The organism is Akkermansia sp. AE01SA01, from assembly GCF_036417395.1.
GTDB lineage: Bacteria > Verrucomicrobiota > Verrucomicrobiia > Verrucomicrobiales > Akkermansiaceae > Akkermansia.
The window spans coordinates 797,403-814,426 of the sequence record NZ_CP143890.1 but is presented as its reverse complement, the minus strand read 5'-3'; the positions used below and the strand labels follow the sequence as shown (position 1 = coordinate 814,426).

At 58.7% G+C, this 17,024-nt stretch carries 18 protein-coding genes; 8 read left to right on the top strand and 10 right to left on the bottom strand.

From position 1 onward, the window contains the following. Positions 1 to 95: 95 nt before the first annotated feature. The 6 genes from V3C19_RS03325 to hisA all read right to left on the bottom strand — a co-directional run bounded on the left by V3C19_RS03325 (position 96) and on the right by hisA (position 4,816). A complete protein-coding gene (locus V3C19_RS03325; protein ID WP_130083020.1) occupies positions 96 to 1,088 on the bottom strand; it encodes an HAD hydrolase-like protein in 993 nt (330 codons plus the stop codon). Between the two features lie 22 nt (positions 1,089 to 1,110). Beyond that, complete coding sequence (locus tag V3C19_RS03320; RefSeq protein ID WP_295933707.1) at positions 1,111 to 1,848, bottom strand: 16S rRNA (uracil(1498)-N(3))-methyltransferase; 738 nt, start codon at positions 1,846 to 1,848, stop codon at positions 1,111 to 1,113. A 24-nt stretch (positions 1,849 to 1,872) separates the two neighbouring features. After that, positions 1,873 to 3,030 (bottom strand): molecular chaperone DnaJ, encoded by a 1,158-nt coding sequence (dnaJ, locus tag V3C19_RS03315; RefSeq protein ID WP_067571328.1) that lies wholly within the window; start codon positions 3,028 to 3,030, stop codon positions 1,873 to 1,875. 23 nt (positions 3,031 to 3,053) lie between these two features. Continuing rightward, on the bottom strand, positions 3,054 to 3,608 hold the full coding sequence (locus tag V3C19_RS03310) for a nucleotide exchange factor GrpE (RefSeq protein ID WP_067571326.1): 555 nt from the start codon (positions 3,606 to 3,608) through the stop codon (positions 3,054 to 3,056). Between the two features lie 156 nt (positions 3,609 to 3,764). Continuing rightward, a complete protein-coding gene (locus V3C19_RS03305; RefSeq protein ID WP_130083022.1) occupies positions 3,765 to 4,034 on the bottom strand; it encodes a DUF167 domain-containing protein in 270 nt (89 codons plus the stop codon). Beyond that, the gene (gene hisA, locus V3C19_RS03300) at positions 4,031 to 4,816 is read right to left on the bottom strand and encodes a phosphoribosylformimino-5-aminoimidazole carboxamide ribotide isomerase (protein WP_295874047.1); all 786 of its coding nucleotides are present in this window, start codon (positions 4,814 to 4,816) and stop codon (positions 4,031 to 4,033) included. Before hisA ends, V3C19_RS03305 begins: the two co-directional genes overlap by 4 nt. A 138-nt stretch (positions 4,817 to 4,954) precedes the next feature. On the opposite strand from hisA, the gene V3C19_RS03295 reads away from it, so the two are divergent. The 3 genes from V3C19_RS03295 (at position 4,955) to V3C19_RS03285 (ending at position 6,520) form a co-directional block, all read left to right on the top strand. Then, positions 4,955 to 5,413 carry a hypothetical protein gene (locus V3C19_RS03295; protein ID WP_295933704.1) on the top strand — a complete coding sequence of 153 codons (459 nt, stop codon included), beginning with the start codon at positions 4,955 to 4,957 and terminating at the stop codon, positions 5,411 to 5,413. A 171-nt stretch (positions 5,414 to 5,584) separates the two neighbouring features. Further along, positions 5,585 to 6,013 (top strand): hypothetical protein, encoded by a 429-nt coding sequence (locus V3C19_RS03290; RefSeq protein WP_295933702.1) that lies wholly within the window; start codon positions 5,585 to 5,587, stop codon positions 6,011 to 6,013. A gap of 114 nt (positions 6,014 to 6,127) precedes the next feature. Beyond that, entirely contained in the window at positions 6,128 to 6,520 is a 393-nt protein-coding gene (locus V3C19_RS03285) for a hypothetical protein (protein WP_130083026.1), read from the top strand. Between the two features lie 58 nt (positions 6,521 to 6,578). On the opposite strand, the gene V3C19_RS03280 is transcribed toward V3C19_RS03285, so the two are convergent. Then, the gene (locus V3C19_RS03280) at positions 6,579 to 7,592 is read right to left on the bottom strand and encodes a hypothetical protein (protein WP_295933699.1); all 1,014 of its coding nucleotides are present in this window, start codon (positions 7,590 to 7,592) and stop codon (positions 6,579 to 6,581) included. Between the two features lie 205 nt (positions 7,593 to 7,797). Between V3C19_RS03280 and V3C19_RS03275 the strand changes: the two genes are divergently transcribed. The 5 genes from V3C19_RS03275 (at position 7,798) to V3C19_RS03255 (ending at position 13,952) form a co-directional block, all read left to right on the top strand. Beyond that, positions 7,798 to 8,382, top strand: a complete 585-nt coding sequence (locus tag V3C19_RS03275) for a polymer-forming cytoskeletal protein (RefSeq protein ID WP_238623766.1) — start codon at positions 7,798 to 7,800, stop codon at positions 8,380 to 8,382. A 71-nt stretch (positions 8,383 to 8,453) separates the two neighbouring features. Continuing rightward, entirely contained in the window at positions 8,454 to 9,092 is a 639-nt protein-coding gene (locus V3C19_RS03270) for a polymer-forming cytoskeletal protein (RefSeq protein ID WP_130083027.1), read from the top strand. Between the two features lies 1 nt (position 9,093). Further along, a complete protein-coding gene (locus V3C19_RS03265) occupies positions 9,094 to 11,595 on the top strand; it encodes an excinuclease ABC subunit UvrA (RefSeq protein WP_130083028.1) in 2,502 nt (833 codons plus the stop codon). A gap of 74 nt (positions 11,596 to 11,669) precedes the next feature. Further along, positions 11,670 to 12,677, top strand: a complete 1,008-nt coding sequence (locus V3C19_RS03260; protein WP_295933693.1) for a hypothetical protein — start codon at positions 11,670 to 11,672, stop codon at positions 12,675 to 12,677. A 132-nt stretch (positions 12,678 to 12,809) separates the two neighbouring features. Next, positions 12,810 to 13,952, top strand: a complete 1,143-nt coding sequence (locus V3C19_RS03255) for a tetratricopeptide repeat protein (protein WP_130083030.1) — start codon at positions 12,810 to 12,812, stop codon at positions 13,950 to 13,952. A gap of 173 nt (positions 13,953 to 14,125) precedes the next feature. Here the strand turns inward: V3C19_RS03255 and V3C19_RS03250 are convergent, their stop codons facing one another. The 3 genes from V3C19_RS03250 to argC are packed head-to-tail and all read right to left on the bottom strand — an operon-like array spanning position 14,126 to position 16,967. Then, the gene (locus V3C19_RS03250) at positions 14,126 to 14,626 is read right to left on the bottom strand and encodes a YkgJ family cysteine cluster protein (RefSeq protein ID WP_130083031.1); all 501 of its coding nucleotides are present in this window, start codon (positions 14,624 to 14,626) and stop codon (positions 14,126 to 14,128) included. 12 nt (positions 14,627 to 14,638) lie between these two features. Further along, the gene (gene argJ / locus V3C19_RS03245; RefSeq protein WP_130083032.1) at positions 14,639 to 15,892 is read right to left on the bottom strand and encodes a bifunctional glutamate N-acetyltransferase/amino-acid acetyltransferase ArgJ; all 1,254 of its coding nucleotides are present in this window, start codon (positions 15,890 to 15,892) and stop codon (positions 14,639 to 14,641) included. Positions 15,893 to 15,923: 31 nt separating this feature from the next. Continuing rightward, positions 15,924 to 16,967, bottom strand: coding sequence for an N-acetyl-gamma-glutamyl-phosphate reductase (argC, locus tag V3C19_RS03240; RefSeq protein WP_130083033.1), 1,044 nt, complete (start codon positions 16,965 to 16,967; stop codon positions 15,924 to 15,926). Between the last annotated feature and the right edge of the window lie 57 nt (positions 16,968 to 17,024).

The window sequence follows — 17,024 nt, the reverse complement described above, 5'->3', positions numbered from 1 at the left end:
CGACGCGGAAAAGGATGCCGTTTTATCCAGCCATGATGCAGGTCAGGCTCAACAATTTTGCACGGTTTTTATGCCCCAAAGAGGGGAACACTCCGTTAACGGTGCCGGGAAGCATGCACCGTCACGGAAACGCTGTCCGTGCGCGGCAGGATGAATTTGTGCAGCGTGACAACCACATGACGCGCGCCGAATTGTTCCAGGCAGACGTTGCCGAGATCCTCTGCCAGCGTCTCCACCAGCTTGCGGGGATGCGCCAAAGCTTCCGTCCTCAGGGCCTGGGCGATGGAATCGTAGCAGACGGTCTTTGAAAAATCATCGTTCAATCCGGACAGGGCTTCATCCGGGTAAAAGGTAATGTCCGCCTTCAGCGTCTGCATGGAGGCGCGTTCCTCATCCGGCACGCCGATGAAGGAGTCCAGTTCCAGGCCGTGGATGTTGATGGAGTCCTGCGTGTCCGACGGCAGGGCGTAGCGGCGCATCAGGGTGCGCAGGACGAGCAGATCCGGAACGATGATGTCCGGCTTTACGCGGGAAAGCTGGGCGGCGTCATTGTAGCCGGTCAGAACGGCAATGGACGTGATTCCGGCATGGTGGGCAGTCTCCACGTCGTGCTGCATATCCCCGATGAAGGCGGTTTCATGAGCATGGAGGCCATGCTGGCCCAGAAGGGTATGGATGTGGGTGTCCTTGTGGCGGATGCCCGCATGAATGGCCTCAAAGTATTCCATCATTCCCAGTTCCCGGCACTGGATGTCAAATTCCTTGGCGTCCACACTCGTCAGGATGAAGCAGCGCACGCCACGCGCGCGGCAGAATTCCAGGAATTCCCGCGCGTGGGGGAGCACCTCCACCGTGGCGGTGGAAACGCGGAAGGCGTAACGGAAATGGTCTTCCAGTTCGTTCAGGTCCGCCTGGGGCAGGACGCGCGCGTAATAGTCCGGATAGGGGAGCTGGAATTCCGCCCGGAATTCGTCCCTGTTCATGCAGGGCTTGCCGTACTGGGAAAAGACGTAGTTGGAGGCGTCCAGCGTCAGCGCCAGATCGTCCACCAGCGTACCGGACCAATCGAAAATCAGATTCTTGAACATGGGAGTATGTGTAGGGGAAGACTCAATCCAGCGCGTACCGCATGGCGGCCACACCGAAAAAGGCGGCCGTTTCCACCCGCAGGACGATGGGGCCGAGCGTCACGGGAACGAATCCCGCCTCCAGGGCCGCCGCGGTTTCCTGCTCCGTGAAATCCCCTTCCGGCCCTACCAGCAGGGAGACTTTTTTTACGGAACGGCCGCGCGCTTCTTCCAAAACGTCCCGCACGGGACGCACGCCGGGTACCAGGGAGGCAATCACATTCAGATCGTTCGGCGCACCGCGGCCAAGCCATTCCGCAAATGGCACGGGAAGCTCCACGGCTGGGAGCGTGTTCTGCCCGCACTGCTTGCAGGCCTCCAAGGCGATGCGCTGCCATTTCTGCCTTTTGGCCTCCGCCTCGCGGGCGTTCAGGCGTACGATGGTCCGGTCCGTGATGAGGGGGACGATGGCGGAAACGCCAAGTTCCACCGCCTTCTGGATGATGAGGTCCATGTTGGCGCCCTTGGGGATTGCCTGGCAAAGCGTCACGGAAGCCAGGGCCGGAGCGGGGGGACACTCCGCTCCAGGCGTCAGAAGTACGCCGGAACTGCGCGGGGTTTCCGCCACCACGGCATGGGCGGCGCGCCCCCGGCCGTCAAAGACCACACAGGCGTCTCCCTGTCTCAGGCGGAGCACCTTGGCGGCATGGTGCGCTTCATCCCCGCGGAGCTCCCAGACAGGAGCGGACCATTCCGATGGGGGGAGAAAGAAGCGCGCCATGTGCGAGGAAAGTTGTTCCGGCCTTTATTTGTTCTTGAGGTAACGGGCGGCCTTGTCGGCAAACGCCACGCAGGCGGGCTGGTTGCGCTTTTCATCCAGAGTGGACGCAAAAGCGTTCAGCTTGTCCGTCTGGTCCTTGCTGAGCTGGGTGGGGATTTCCACTTCCACCTCCACCAGCATGTCCCCGACTTCAGAACTGCGCAGGGCCTTGACGCCCTTGCCGCGCAGGCGGAAGATCATGCCGTTTTGCGTGCCTTCCGGCAGCTTGATGGTAGCGGCTCCGTCCAGAGTGGGGACTTTCAGCTTGCCGCCGGTGACGGCAAGAGCCAGAGGCACCGGAACGGTGCAACTCAGGTCGTTGCCTTCACGCTGGAAAATGTCGTGCGGCTTCACGTCGATGAATACGTGCAGGTCCCCCGTGGGGCCTCCGTGGACACCGGCGTCCCCTTCCCCGGCAATGCGGAGCTGGCTGCCCGTAGTGACGCCCGCTGGAATGCGGATGGTGATATGGGAGTCCTCCCTCACGCGGCCTTCTCCGTGGCAGACGGGACACGGGTCGGAAATGATTTCCCCGGTGCCGTGGCACGTCGGGCAGGTAGACTGCTGAACAAAAAATCCACTCTGCTGGGTGATGATGCCGCGCCCCTGGCAGGTCGGGCAGGTTTTGAACGCTTCCTTTCCTTCCCTGGCTCCGGAGCCATGGCAGGTTTTGCAGGTTACCAAGCGTTCGATTTCCAGCTGCTTGGTGCAGCCGCGGGCCGCTTCCTCCAGCGTGATATCCAGGTCATAACGCAGGTCGGAGCCGGGCCTTTTGCTGGAACGCTTCTGGCCGCCGCGGGCGCCGCCCCCGAACATGTCCGCAAAGCCTCCCATTCCGGAGAACATCTGGGCGAAGATATCCATCGGGTCCTGGAACCCGCCGCCTCCGGCATAGCCGCCGCCCCCGGTTCCGCCCTGTTCAAAGGCGGCGTGGCCGAAGCGGTCGTAGGCAGCTCTCTTGTCCGCATCGGAAAGCACTTCATAAGCCTCCCCCAGCTCCTTGAACTTTTCCTCCGCGGAGGGGTCGTCCGGGTTGCGGTCGGGGTGGTATTTCAGGGCCAGCTTGCGGTAGGCCTTTTTAATCTCGTCATCTGTGGCGCTTTTGGAAACGCCCAGGATTTCGTAATAATCTTTTTTAGCCATGTGGCGTGAATGTTGGAAAACGGTCAAACTTCGGGCTCGGGTTCCGGCGCATGGGCCACCACGACGTTTGCCGGGCGCAGAAGTCTGTCTTTCAACGTGTAACCTTTGCGGATAACGCGCAGGACGGTTCCCTCCGGCTGGTCGGAAGGCTCGCGCTGGATGGCTTCTTCCGTGGCGTGGTCAAACATGCTGCCCACAACCGGGTCCAAAGCCTGCACACCGTTGGAGGCGAGGAATTCGTCCAACTGCTTCTTCACCATGCTCATGCCCACGTAGATCATGGAGGAGGCATCCGCGCTGGCGGCGGCCATGCCCATTTCAAAATTGTCGATGACGGGCAGGAGTTCCTCCAGCAGGCGCTGGTTGGCAAACTTGGCGCACTCTTCTTTTTCCTTCACCATGCGCTTGCGGTAGTTGTCGTATTCCGCTGCGGTGCGCATGGCGGAATCCCGCCATTTCAACAGTTCCTCTTCCAGTGAAGACACAGCTTCCTGTTCCTCTGCGGCCGCTCCTTCCGCCTGTTCCAGGATTTCCTTTTCCCCGGCATCCGCGTTCTGATTCTGTTCTTCGTCGCTCATGCGGGCACTCTAAATATTTTTACGGTTTGCGTCAACGGCCTGCTAAGACATGTCTGACGTTTGACACGTGATGATGCGCATGCAATGCAACTCCTCTATGCAGAAACGGGAACACATTCCCTCCGAACGGGCTGCCCGCATGGCCGGAAGGCGCGTTCAGAGTACCAGCCGGGAAAGCTTTTCCGCGCATTCCTCCGGCAGTTCCACCACCTTCAGCCGCCCCGTTTCTCCGCGCAGCAGGATGACGGAGGTTTTGGGAATGCCCAGCCAGGAGGCCAGAAAAAGAATGACGGCCTTGTTTGCCCTCCCTTCCACGGGGGGAGCGGCAATGCGCAATTTCAGGGTGCGACCCGTCCGCGGGTCTTCCTCCCAGCCTGCGGCCTCGCTCTTTTTGGCGTTGGGGATGACTTTCAGGGCCAGTTTCATGCCTTTTCCGCTTCCGTTTCCCCCCGCTGCCTTTCCACCAGGTCCGCATACCTGATCAAACGGCCTCCAAACAAATCCAGGGCGCTCCCCACGGTGGCGTCCAGAGCGCCTCCGCTCAAGGCGTCTATTTCTTTAAAGTCCTGTATCCGGCTGATTCCGCCCGCATAAGTCATGGGAATGCGCCGCCATGCGCCGAGCAATTCCACCAATTCCAGGTCGATTCCGGAACACAGTCCCTCCACGTCCGCGGCATGCACGAGAAATTCCGCGCAATGTTCCGCCAGCATGTCCAGCGTGGCTTCCGTCACCCGGAGTTCCGTCAGGGTCTGCCATTTGTTCATGGCTACGGCCCAGCCGCCGGAAACCCTGCGGCAGCTCAAATCCAGCACCAGCCGTTCCGCGCCGACGGCGGAAACAAGGTCCTTCAGCCTTTCCTGCAAAAATTTTCCTTCCGCGTTAAACAGGCAGGACGTGACGATGACGTGGCTGGCTCCCGCTTCAATCCATTGTTCCGCATTTTCCGGAACAATGCCACCCCCCACCTGGAGCCCCCCCGGCCACGCGGCCAGGGCGGAGAGGGCGGCTTCCTCATTGCCGGGGCCCAGTTTGATCACATGACCTCCCGTCAGGCCGTCCCGACGGTAGAGATCCGCATACCACGCCGCATCCCGGTCGGAAACAAAATTGGTACGCAAACCCGCTTCATCCCGTGTCAGGGAACCGCCTACAATCTGCTTCACCCTGCCGTCGTGAAGGTCAATGCATGGTCTGAATCTGGTCACGCGGCCACTTTGCCCCGGCACACCCCGGCAGGTCAAGAAGGGATTACCGCCGCTTGTGAAAACCCTTCTCCAACATATTTTAAACAAAAACGGCGGATTCATCCGCTTTCCATTAAAAGCTCCTACCCTGTACGTCTTATGAAAAACAAATCAGCCAAAAGCCATATCCTCTCCTATTGTGCCGGAAGCGCCCTGCTGGCCCTCGCCGCTTTTTCCGCCGGACAGGCCGCCGCGGGAGTCCATGCCGGAGAGGTCCTGCGCACTCCCGCCGGAGACAGAATATTCATCCGGTACGATTCTGCAGGCTTCCCCATCTGGGGCTACAACCCATGCGGCCGCCCCATTTACGCCTATTCTCCCGGAGGAAAGCCCATCTTCCTCATCAGCGGCATTCACAGCGGGTGCCTCGTCCCGGCATGGAATCCCCGCCCGCACTACCGCGGCCACTCCTGGCCCGTGGACGTGCGCCGCGAGTACTTTCCGCCGGCGCCCCGCAGGCATGCAAGACCGCTTCCTCCTCCGGGGCCCCGCTACCGTTCCCGCAGCCCCAGGCCCCGCCCCATCGTACATCCGTCCCGTTTCCACAGGCTCCGGTAATGTTTCTCCTTAAAAAATCCTCAACGGCATTCCCCCCCTTCCCGGCATCCGCACCACTGTTTTCATGAGCGCATGATCAACAATCCATTTTCCTGCCCATCCATTCCGTAAAACAATGAAAACATGCACGTTATAAAAATTCAGAGAAGAAAAACAAAAAACAATAGACCCATGAAAAGATTCCACATAAAAACACTGATCACGGCATGCATTTCCTGCAGCCTCATGAATTTATCTTATTCAGACCAGACTCCAGCCTCCGACATTCACCTGGTGACAGAAGAATTGAAGGAGTCTGTCAAGAATATGGAAAATCCAATCTCGCTGGATTACAGGAACGTTAAAACCTGTGAGGAAATGAAAAGTTTGATTGATGATTATATCAGGAAAAATCATGAAGGCCAAATACACCGGGGGACCGGCCTGATCAGAGAGAAGGAGAACGGTAAATACGTACTCGTTTGCGCCACATTCAACAAAGACGACAAGATGTTGATTTTATCATTTGACGTTACAAGCATATTCCATGAACTTCTTCATTCAAGCGACAAAAAAACAAGAGAAGAAATTAAAGAATACATCGCATCTTTGACTTCATAAAATAGGGATTAATAACAGTTTTCCCGCTACAAAATCCGGGATTCCTAGAAATAGGAATCAAGAAAAAAACAGTTGACAATCAATTCCTTTAGAAAATAATAAATTTGTTAGTCTATGAAACCTTTCTCTATTTTAATCCTCCTGTTCTCCCTCTGCAGCGCGAATGTCTTTGCCTGGTCCGTCACACTCAGCGGCCCGTCGTATCCCGTGAAGGGTGAAACATATGATTACAGGGCCAGCTACACTCTGGATGAAACCAACAGGCACAAGAATCTGGAAAGAGTCGAGTACCACTGGACGATCGTCGGCGAAGCCGTAACCGCCAAAAAGACGGACAAAAGCAGTTCCGTGGCCAGCGTCACCATGCATGACCTGAACGGCGCCAAGATGCCGGACGACCCTGAAACCTGGCCCGGAGGATATGTTATTTGCATGGTGACGCTATACTTCAAGGACGGGACGAAAGAAAGCAACTCCGACAGAATCAAATTCACCCTGATACCCTGAAGGAGGGATCATTTACAAGCGCCACCATTTGTCAGACACCCGGATCTTCCATTTCCGCCTATTTTGCCGCGGAAAGTCCATACCACCCTTCCCCCAGCAGTTTTACCAGCGTGAAGGAATATTCCCCCTTGCGGTTGGGCTCCTTGCTGCGGGAAAGCAGGACGCGGACGCGGAGGGCGCCACGGTCATCGTTTGCATTGAGCACCTTGTACGGTGAATTAAGCATTTCCTCATCCATTTTAAACAGCATGAACAGGCGCTTGCCCATGTCCGACTTCTTGGGTACGTACACCATGGGACGGGCAATGCTGCGGTCATTCGTGCCGTTCATGCCGGGAGCGATCAGCCTGTACGCGTAATCATCCCTGGATTCCGACATGCGGTCCCGGATCATCCAGACCCGGAATTCCCCCATCTCTTCCCCCTTGCCGCGGACAAAGTCCTCCCAGTTCTGCGGCTGGTAGCGGGCGAACTGCTGCCAGTCCAGCTTCCAGAGCCCGTCCTTTTCATCCTGGAAAAAGCAGAATTCCATGTCGGGGGAATCGGTAAAGGCAACCAGAAGCTGGGCGCAGGGGTAGCCCTCCACTTCAAGCAGCACAAATTTTTTAGGGCCTGCGGGACGGCTCAGCATGACTTCCGGCTTGGTCACGGCATAATGTTTGACCATGAGGGGCAGCGCTTCCAGGGAATTCCACACGAAAGAGGATTTCTGCACCATGTCGCCGGAGCTCAAGTATTGCTGGGCCGTCTGGAGGCACTGGCGCAGCAAGTCCTGCCGCTCCATGGGAGGAACGTAATGAGGAGGCCAGAAACTGTAATCCACTTTATCCTTCAAGGCGATATTCACCTTTCCGGAAAGCATTTCCGGCGTGGCGCAAATCCGCGCCGCCTCAGAAGAATCCTTCGCCGCCTGATGCTTGCGGAGCCAGAAAAAGGCTCCTCCTAAAAACACGCCCAGCGCCGCCAGGAAAAAGATCACGGAAAGAATGCGGCTCACGGACGTTCCGCCTGGACGCCCGCGCCCCTCCTTCATCCTGGAAGTAACCGGGGTATTTTCAGATAAATCACTCATTGCAAACCGGGAATATCCGCAAGAAACCCCTGCGGAAGAATGCCCAAACACTACCGGAACGGCGGGGGCAACGCAACGATAAAAAACAGACACATTTTTTTATCCCTTCCGGTGAAAATTGTTTCACTTCTCCGGGGCGGTGATGTACATTGGATGCGACGAGTTTCAAGAGCTCCTACCTAATCTTACCCCCCTCTTAAACACCATGTTTGGATCATTCACTACCGTCCCCGCCCCCAAGGGCAATAAGAACGCGGAACCTTCCCCCAGCTGGATGGACATCGCCAAAGGGCAGGACGCTCCGGAACCGGCCGCGCCCCCCGTTTCCGCTCCCGAATCATACGCTCCCACCACCCGCGTCCAGCAATTGACACGCAACGTGCTGAATTCCGACGTGGAAGTCGTCGGCTCCCTGCGCTTCTCCGACGACCTGCTGATTGACGGTACGGTGGAAGGCGACATTTCTTCCGAAGGCGTCCTTTCCGTCGGCCAGAACGCCGTCATCCGCGCGGAAATCAATACCAAGTCCGTCATCATCCACGGCAAGGTCATCGGCAACGTCACCGTTACGGACCGCGTGGAACTGAAAAGCACGGCGGAACTTGTGGGCGACATTCAGGCCGCCTCCCTGGCGATTGAAGCGGGAGCCATCTTCATCGGCCATTCCACCGTAGGCGCCCCCACCGTAGGCGCTACCGCGCAGAAGCCGCTGCCCGTTTCCTCTTTCTCTCCGGAACCGGAAGCCGCCGCTCCGGCCAGCCAGAGTACGCTGGACATTGATGCGGAATAAACATTCCACCCATCAGCCATTTTCAGGGGCGGCAAAGGAACGCAGGTTCTTTTGCCGCCCCTCCTTGTCCCATGAACACTCCTTTCCATCCCGTGCCCCGGATCTGCCCCCGGCCCTCCGGAAAAATCCGCCAGCCAAGCCCCGCCCCGCCCTGGACGCTCCCGGCGGCAACGGGCGGCAGCCACGCTCCTTCCCGGAACGTGGAATGTTTTGCCTGCCGACGGCGTACCGCCGTTCCCGTTACCGCCGTCTCCGCCAGGTGCAGCCACTGCTCCGCCTATATCAAGCTGGACGACATTACCCTGCACAGCAGGACGCACCGGACCAAGGTACAGACCTGCGGCTGCGTGACCGTGCAGGCGAACGCCGACCTGAAAGGGCTGCATATTGAATGCCGGGATTTGATCCTGAATGGAAAAGCCTCCGGGGACCTGCTGTGCAGCGGCGTCTGCAAAATCAAGGCGGATCAGCATATTTCCGGGACCTTGCGCGCCCGCAGGCTGACCGTGGAAAAAAAGACGGCCGTACTGGTCACGGGAGGCGTACATGTGGAAAACGCCTGGGTACAGGGAACCCTGGAAGGCGCCCTCACGGCGGAAGGTACTGTCACCATCCACCGGCATGCCAAATTTCTTGGTGACATTACGGCGCGCCGCCTTGTCATTGAAGAAGGGGGAATCCACCAGGGTTCCCTCACCAGACTGTCCTGACATGAATCTTCCCATTTCCATCCGCGGCGCCCGCCAGCACAACCTGCAGAATCTGAATCTGGACCTGCCTTCCGGCAAGCTGATCGCCTTCAGCGGTCCTTCCGGCTCCGGCAAGTCCTCCCTGGCGTTCGACACGCTTTTTGCCGAATCCCGCAGACGCTTTCTGGACTGCCTGTCCGCCAGGGCCAGGCAAGGAATCGAACAGCCGGACAAGCCGGACGTGGACAGTATCACGGGACTTCCCCCCGCTCTTTCCCTGGAGCAGTCCGCCCGGCACCAGCATCCCCGGACCCTGCTGGGAAGCATCACGGAAATCCTGGATTACCTGCGCATCCTGTATGCGGCGGCCGGGCGCCCCCACGACCCGGAGACGGGAAAGGAACTGGTCCGGCAAACCCCGGACCAGATTGCGAACGCCCTGGCTACCCTGCCCGAACAAACGCGCCTGGTGCTGACGGCCCCCGCGGAAGCCCTGCTGGCCCAGGACCCCGCCGCCACGCTGGGCGACTTCCAGAGACAGGGCTTTCTGCGCATCTACTGGAACGGGGAAGTGCGGGATATTGAGGAATTAGGGGTTCCGGACGTTCCGGCGGCGGACGCGGCGCTGGTCATTGACCGCATCATTATCCGGGGGGAAAGCTCCTCTTCCCGGCTGGCGGACTCCCTGCAAACCGCACTTCGCATCAATCCGGACGAAGTAAGGGCCGTCATCACCAGGCCGGAAGAGGAACCCGCCGTCCAGGCCTTCCACACCCGCTACCGCAATCCGGAAACGGGATACCTGCTTCCCCAGCTCACGCCGCGCCATTTTTCCTTCAACTCCCCTCTGGGCGCCTGCCCCTCCTGCCACGGCACCGGGCTCAACAAACAGGAAAACGGTCCATGCCCGGAATGCCGCGGGCAAAGGCTCTCCCCGCTGGCACTGGCCGTTACCATGCACACGCCGGACCACGCCTACAATCTGGCGGAACTCACGGCGCTCCCGCTGGAGGACATGGCCGGAGAGACCAAACGGCTGGAAATTCCCGCAACCTTGGCCCCCGCCTTGAATTCCGTGATGGAAGAAGTCAACAAGCGCACCCACTTCCTGAATGAATTGGGGCTGTCCTACCTTTCCCTGGACCGCCAGGCAAACACGCTCTCCGGAGGAGAATTGCAGCGCGCACGGCTGGCTTCCCAATTGGGGGGCGGCCTCTCCGGCGTCCTGTACATCCTGGACGAACCCACGACGGGGCTGCACCCTTCAGACACGGACCGCCTGCTGCGGGCGCTCCAAACGCTGCGCAACCTGGGCAATACGGTGCTTGCCGTGGAACACGACGAACAAATTCTACGCGCTGCGGACCACCTGGTGGACATGGGTCCGGGCTCCGGAGCCAACGGCGGCCATATCCTGGCGCAGGGTTCCCTTCAGGACATCATGGCAAACGCCGAGAGTCCCACTGGGGCATGGCTTTCCGGAACGCGGCAAATGCCAGCACCGCCACGCAGGGCCGCCCCCAGCGGCCAGCTCGTTCTGACACATGCGAACAGGCACAACCTGAACAATATCACGCTACGTCTTCCGCTGGGTACCCTCACCTGCATTTCCGGGCCGTCCGGGTCCGGCAAATCCACCCTGGTGCGGGACTGCCTCATTCCCGCACTTAAAAAGGATTTAAGCGGAAAAAAGGGACTCCCCCCCCTCGTACAGGGTTCGGAACGTCTCAGTCGCCTGGTCATCATCGATCAGGCGCCCATCGGCAAATCCCCGCGCTCCACGCCGGCCACCGCCACGGGACTGCTCAATATATTGCGGCCCCTTTACGCCCAACTGCCCCTCTCCAAGCAACGGGGCTACACGGCGGCGCGCTTCTCCACCAATGTCCGCGGCGGCCGCTGCGAACGGTGCCTGGGAACCGGCATGACAGAAGTGGACATGAATTTTCTGGGCAACGTAACGATGCCCTGCGACGCCTGCCAGGGCCAATGCTACAACCGCGAAACACTGGAAGTAACATGGAAGGGAAAATCCATCGCCCAGGCGCTGGCCCTTACCGTGGATGAAGCGGCGGAATTTTTCGCCACGCTGCCCAAGGCTGCGGCCATTCTGAAAAGCATGAAAGACGTGGGACTGGGCTACCTCAACCTCGACCGCCGGGCGGACACCCTTTCCGGCGGGGAGTCACAGCGCATCAAAATAGCCTCGGAACTCGCCAAGGCGCCGGCCTGGAAACTGGCGGAAGACGACAAGCGCGCCCTGTTCATTCTGGACGAGCCCACAGGGGGGCTGCACTTTAATGAAGTGGAACTTCTCCTGAAGGCCCTTTTCCGGCTGAGGGATGCCGGACACACCGTCCTGTGCGTGGAACACCACCGGGACCTGTTGAATGCGGCGGACCATCTCATCGACATGGGACCGGGCGCCGGAAGGCACGGCGGAAACATCGTCGCGGAAGGAACGCCCGCCGCCGTGGCGGCCATTCCGGAGGCACCCACATCCCGCTGGCTGAATCCCGCTTGAAAACAGGTTTCATCATTATCTTGACGCTGAACAGGATTTTCTCTAGAAGCTAGGAGAATTTCATTCTCATACCTATGTTTTCTTTATCCACTCGTCTCCTGCCAGCGGCACTTCTTGCATGGTGCCTTCTGCCTGAACCGTCATGCGCCACGCCCGTATTCCTGGAAAATGTCTCGGAATCCGGAGGATGGTACGATTGCAACAAGAAAACCAAGTGGACGTGGGGCGACGGTTCCATCCTTGCCCGTCCCTCCGGATATTATAGTTCCGACAATCCCTTTGATAACCAACTCTGCTGGGCAGCAGCAGCTTCCAACGTCCTCCAGTGGTGGCAGGATACCAGAAGCGACCTGCCCCCAACAACGCCCAACGGTAAATCCTCCACTTACGACAACATGCCGGAAGCCTGCCAGTTACGCATTTACCAAGCCATCACGACAAGCTGGAGCAACAAAGGCGGTTCCGTGGAACAGGCTTGGAACTGGTGGTTTAATGGCGACACTCTCCCGGATGTCTTTTTCCCCACCGAGTCCGTAATTCAAGGCGCCTCCGCCCATGAAGGAGGGTACTGGAAAGAACTGAAACTGAACTACGTAGATCCCAATCCGGGAGATGGGATTCCCGGCGACTCTCCTTTATTCGGTTTCTATTCCTTCTGGAACGGCGATGACAAAAACGGCGTTTACAGCATCTTAACGCAAAGCATCAACAACAATTGGGGGACTACTCTGACGATTGGGAAAGATGGAAGAGGACACGCCATCACCATGTGGGGCTATGATATGGATCCCGATGGAAATTTGATTGTCTATCTGACGGATTCAGACGATTACTCTGTGGGCATGTTCCGGCAGAAAGTCCTTCTGGACAAAGAGAACAACATCTACCTGACCAGCGTGGACGGTGAAGATGACGTATACGACAATACCTATGCCGATGTAGGGCTGACTGGCTGCCAGCTGGGAGAAATACAGAGTTTCAAGGCACCGCTGGGAGACCTCGTTATTCCCGAACCATCCGCTGCGGTACTGTCCTTCTGCGGGTTCTTCCTTTCTCTGTGCCACCGCAGGCGTACGGTGTGATGAGCCGGTCCCAAACCCTTGCCTCTCTTAAAAACGGGCCTTGATTCTTACCGGGCAAATGTGCAGAATAGGCAAACGCACAACTCAGGAGAGCACCAATTGTTCCAATGTTCTCCAGTGCGCATTTGTGAAATGAACGACGCTTCCGACAATCACGGCGACCAGGAAAAATCAGTCTCTACCTATTCCGTCGATATAGAAACCCTCCAGCAGGCGGCCCTGGCGGGAGATCCCCAGGCATTGTTCCAACTGGCTATCAATTATGAACAGGGGCGAGGCGTAGCGGAAAACCAGCAGGAAGCCTTTTACTGCTACCATCAGGCGGCGGAACTGGGCCACGTTACCGCCCAGCTCAACCTGGGATGGGCCTATTCCAATGGCATCGGCGTCCCGCAGGATAACGACAAGGCATTCTACTGGTATCAAAAGGCGGCCCGGCAGGGCCACCCCACAGCCCAGTTCGACCTGGGGTTCTGCTACATCAACGGCCTGGGAGTGGAAAAAGACGAACAGCAGGCCATCAGCTGGTACACGAAAGCGGCGGAACAGGGCCATGCCGTCGCACAGCTCAATCTGGGCTGGATTTATGCAAACAGCAACAGCCAGCGGAACTGGGAACAGGCCGTGTACTGGTACGGTCAGGCGGCGGAACAGGGAGATCCCCGCGCCCAATACAACCTGGCCTGGTGCTACGGCAACGGGAGCGGTACGCCTAAAAACCCGGAAAAAGCCGCCTACTGGTATGAGGAAGCGGCACAGCAGAACCATGCCACGGCCCAGTACAACCTGGGATGGTGCTATGAAAACGGATTCGGCGTTCAGCCCAACCTGGACAAGGCGCTGGTCTGGTACCACAAATCAGCCCTGCAAGGGCAAATCACGGCCCAATATACCCTGGGCTGGTGCTACGGCAACGGACACGGCGTGGAGATGAACATGAGCAAAGCCGTCTACTGGTACACCAAGGCAGCCGAACAGGGGCACAATACGGCCCAGCTCAACCTGGGATGGTGCCACCTGAACGGCAAAGGAACCCCTGTCAATCACGCGGAGGCCCTGAAATGGTACCTGAAAGCAGCCGACCAAGGCAACGCTACCGCCATGTTCAACGTAGGCAACTGCTATGCGCACGGCTACGGCATTGAAGAAAATGACGAAGAAGCAGAAGCCTGGTACCAGAAGGCCATTGCCCACGGCAATAAAAAGGCGGCAAGCGCCCTGCGCCATCTCCATTCAAAACAGGAGAAAAACAAGGAATCCGGCTCCCAAGCCTGAGGTCCCAACCAACCTGCACGAATTCAGTCCTTCTTCAGGAAACCAGGTGGTACTGTTCCTGCACATGTGCCTGTTCTGTAGCAACCCCTCATTCCGGAACACAGCGGTGGTCTCCGTTTTATGGAAACGCATTCCTTAAAAGTGCCATCTGAGGGCGCCCCATTCAAATCCCGCTAACGGCCGGCTCTTTTCCCTCTCCCGGCGCCTTTTCTGGACAGCCGTTCCACAGCTTCAGGCAGGCGGCAGGCGCCGCCGCCGCCCAGTGCCGCGTCTATGTCTTCCAGGTCATGAATCAAGTCAATCACATCCCGGCGCGGGAGGGTTCCGCCTGCGGAAATGCAAAAATGGGTGCGGCAGGCCAGCGGCCTTCCTTCATAAATCATGCATCTCCCCTGTTCGTTCAGAAAAGGGCAGCTTCCGTCCTCCGGCAGTTCCACGCGGGTACGCCCGGCCGCGCGCCATGCCTTCCAGGCCAGCCATGCCTCGCCCAAGGTAACGTGGGGTGTTTCCCCCGTCAGGCGGAAGCGGCAGCAGTCCGCCGTGCCCGTGCAGAAACGCTGCGCACGGGAAGCGCGCCGGGCGCCTTCCTCCAGCAGCAGCCGCACAGCCGCCAACACCTCGGCGGAGGGGGCATTCCCCTCCGCTCTTCCATGACGGCACCTGCCTGACGCCATGTTCAGCAAACGCTACCGGGTCAGGCCGTCGGCCTTCGCCTGGTTCCAGTACGCATATTCGGAACGGTTGAAATCCACGTATTCCGGAGACAAATCCGTCGTGTACACCGTGTGGGAAAACTCACCGCGGTTCAGATGAATATCCACCTGGAACGCAGGGACCTGCACGGCCTGCCGCAAATCGTCGGACGGAGTATCCGCCTGCACGCCGCCCCGGCAGGCGGGCAGCCCGGCAATATCAATGTCGATCTTCTCTTCATCCACCTTCGCGCCGCAATAGCCAACGGCATGAATGATGCGCCCCCAGTTGGGGTCATTCCCGTTCCAGGAACTCTTCACCAGGGAGGATTTGGCAACGGCTTCCGCCGCCTTCCTCGCCTCATCTTCCGTACGGCCTCCGGTCACACGGACAGTCACAAATTTCGTCACGCGCTCCCCGTCCTGCACGATGTGCTTGGCCAGTTCCAGCATCACGTAGGCCAGGGCCTGCTGGAATGTGTAAATGTCTTCCGGGGATTCCAGCTTCACGCCGGATGCTCCGTTCGCCATCACCAGCACCGTATCGTTCGTGCTCATGTCACCGTCAATCGTGATGCAGTTGAAAGAATTTTTCACTCCGGACTGAACGCACAGTTCCAGCACATCGCGGGAAATGCCCGCATCCGTCGTGATGAAGCACAGCATGGTAGCCATGCAGGGATTGATCATGCCGGCCCCCTTGCAGCAGGCGCCGATGCGCACGGGCCTGCCTTGCACCATGAATTCAATGGCGATAATCTTTTCCTTTGTATCGCTCGTCATCACGGCCTGCGCCACTTCATGCCCCTTCTCGCGGGAAAGGCCTTCCGCCAATTCCGGAAACTTCGGGTAAATGCGCATCATGGGCATCGGCAGGCCAATTACGCCGGTGGAACAGACAGCTACTTCGCAGGGCTTCAATCCCAGAATCTCCGCAATGCGCGTGCATTCCCCTCTGGCGTCTTCCACCCCCCGGGCTCCGGTGCAGGCGTTCGCGTTGCCGCTGTTCGCCACAATGGCGCGGATATCTCCCTTGCGGAGATGCTCCCGGCTCACTTTCACGCAGGCCGCCTGAACGCGGTTCGTCGTAAACGCGCCCGCGGACACGCAGGGTTCCGTGGAATAAATCAGGGCCAGGTCCAGGCGCGTGGCCTCAGGCTTCTTGATGCCGCAGCTCACCGCGCTGCCCAGAAAGCCCTGGGGCGCGCAAACGCCCCCGTCAACCGGAATATAGGATGAATCATTCATCGTCTTGAAGTGTTTTCAGCGTAACAAAAAACTATAATACCCACAAGCCTTCCGTTTCATCAAACCCGCACATGAGGTTGAAGGACTGGACGGCCTGGCCGCCCGCTCCCTTCACCACATTATCCTCAGCACTCATCAGGATCACGCGTTTTGTGCGGGGATCATAGGCCCAGCCAATGTCCACGCAATTCGTGCGGGTCACGTTCTTGGTATCCGCAGGCTGGTTGCGGCCCAGCAGACGTACGAACGGAGCCCCGGCATACGCTTCTTCCAGCAGGCGGCCCACGGAATCGGGATCCGCTCCTTCCTTCACCCGGGCCGTAATGGTGGAGCAAATGCCGGTATTCACGGGGATCAAATGCGGGGTGAAGGACATGACCACCGTTTCCCCGGCAGCCCAGGAGAGTTCCTGTTCAATCTCGCTCAAATGGCGGTGCTTCGGCACGCCGTAGGCATGGAAGCTTTCGTTGCATTCGCAAAACAGCAGGGGGATGCTCGCCTTGCGCCCCGCGCCGCTTACGCCGCTGCCGGAACACACCACCACGTCTTCCGGTTCCAGAATCCCGGCCTTGAACAGAGGGATGAGAGGAAGCAGGATGCTGGTGGGATAACAGCCGGGAGACGCCACAATGCGCGCCCGGGCAATCTCCGCCGCACGCCATTCCGGGAGTCCGTACACGGCCTCCTTCATCAGAGCGGTATCCGGATGGGCGTTCCCGTAATACTCCTCATACACATCCGGGCAATTCAGGCGGAAATCCGCACTCAAATCAATCACGCGCACGCCACGGTCCACCAGCCCGCGGGCATAGGAGGCGGCCACGCCATGCGGCAGAGCAAGAAACGCCACTTCCGCCCCGGTGGCGGCAATGGCCTCCACATCGGAATCCGTAAACCTCAAATCGGAGCCCGGCACCTGCCGGAAACGGGGAAACACCTCCCACAGCGGCTGTCCGGCATATTGGCGGGACGTAGCGCATACCAGCCTGACCCCGCGGTGATTCAGCAGAATGCGCAACAACTCCTGCCCGGTATAGCCACTGGCCCCGACAACTGCTACTTGAACTTGCTTCATGACAAAAAAGGTATGCATTGAAAAAAGACTCTTGCCAACACTAAAGTTTTCCTATAT

Excerpts from the sequence above, each read along its gene's own strand:
- V3C19_RS03325 (WP_130083020.1), bottom strand. The coding sequence starts at position 1,088 with ATGTTCAAGAATCTGATTTTCGATTGGTCCGGTACGCTGGTGGACGAT.
- V3C19_RS03320 (WP_295933707.1), bottom strand. The coding sequence starts at position 1,848 with ATGGCGCGCTTCTTTCTCCCCCCATCGGAATGGTCCGCTCCTGTCTGG.
- dnaJ (WP_067571328.1), bottom strand. The coding sequence starts at position 3,030 with ATGGCTAAAAAAGATTATTACGAAATCCTGGGCGTTTCCAAAAGCGCC.
- V3C19_RS03310 (WP_067571326.1), bottom strand. The coding sequence starts at position 3,608 with ATGAGCGACGAAGAACAGAATCAGAACGCGGATGCCGGGGAAAAGGAA.
- V3C19_RS03305 (WP_130083022.1), bottom strand. The coding sequence starts at position 4,034 with ATGAAACTGGCCCTGAAAGTCATCCCCAACGCCAAAAAGAGCGAGGCC.
- V3C19_RS03295 (WP_295933704.1), top strand. The coding sequence starts at position 4,955 with ATGAAAAACAAATCAGCCAAAAGCCATATCCTCTCCTATTGTGCCGGA.
- V3C19_RS03290 (WP_295933702.1), top strand. The coding sequence starts at position 5,585 with ATGAAAAGATTCCACATAAAAACACTGATCACGGCATGCATTTCCTGC.
- V3C19_RS03285 (WP_130083026.1), top strand. The coding sequence starts at position 6,128 with ATGAAACCTTTCTCTATTTTAATCCTCCTGTTCTCCCTCTGCAGCGCG.
- V3C19_RS03280 (WP_295933699.1), bottom strand. The coding sequence starts at position 7,592 with ATGAGTGATTTATCTGAAAATACCCCGGTTACTTCCAGGATGAAGGAG.
- V3C19_RS03275 (WP_238623766.1), top strand. The coding sequence starts at position 7,798 with ATGTTTGGATCATTCACTACCGTCCCCGCCCCCAAGGGCAATAAGAAC.
- V3C19_RS03270 (WP_130083027.1), top strand. The coding sequence starts at position 8,454 with ATGAACACTCCTTTCCATCCCGTGCCCCGGATCTGCCCCCGGCCCTCC.
- V3C19_RS03265 (WP_130083028.1), top strand. The coding sequence starts at position 9,094 with ATGAATCTTCCCATTTCCATCCGCGGCGCCCGCCAGCACAACCTGCAG.
- V3C19_RS03260 (WP_295933693.1), top strand. The coding sequence starts at position 11,670 with ATGTTTTCTTTATCCACTCGTCTCCTGCCAGCGGCACTTCTTGCATGG.
- V3C19_RS03255 (WP_130083030.1), top strand. The coding sequence starts at position 12,810 with ATGAACGACGCTTCCGACAATCACGGCGACCAGGAAAAATCAGTCTCT.
- V3C19_RS03250 (WP_130083031.1), bottom strand. The coding sequence starts at position 14,626 with ATGGCGTCAGGCAGGTGCCGTCATGGAAGAGCGGAGGGGAATGCCCCC.
- argJ (WP_130083032.1), bottom strand. The coding sequence starts at position 15,892 with ATGAATGATTCATCCTATATTCCGGTTGACGGGGGCGTTTGCGCGCCC.
- argC (WP_130083033.1), bottom strand. The coding sequence starts at position 16,967 with ATGAAGCAAGTTCAAGTAGCAGTTGTCGGGGCCAGTGGCTATACCGGG.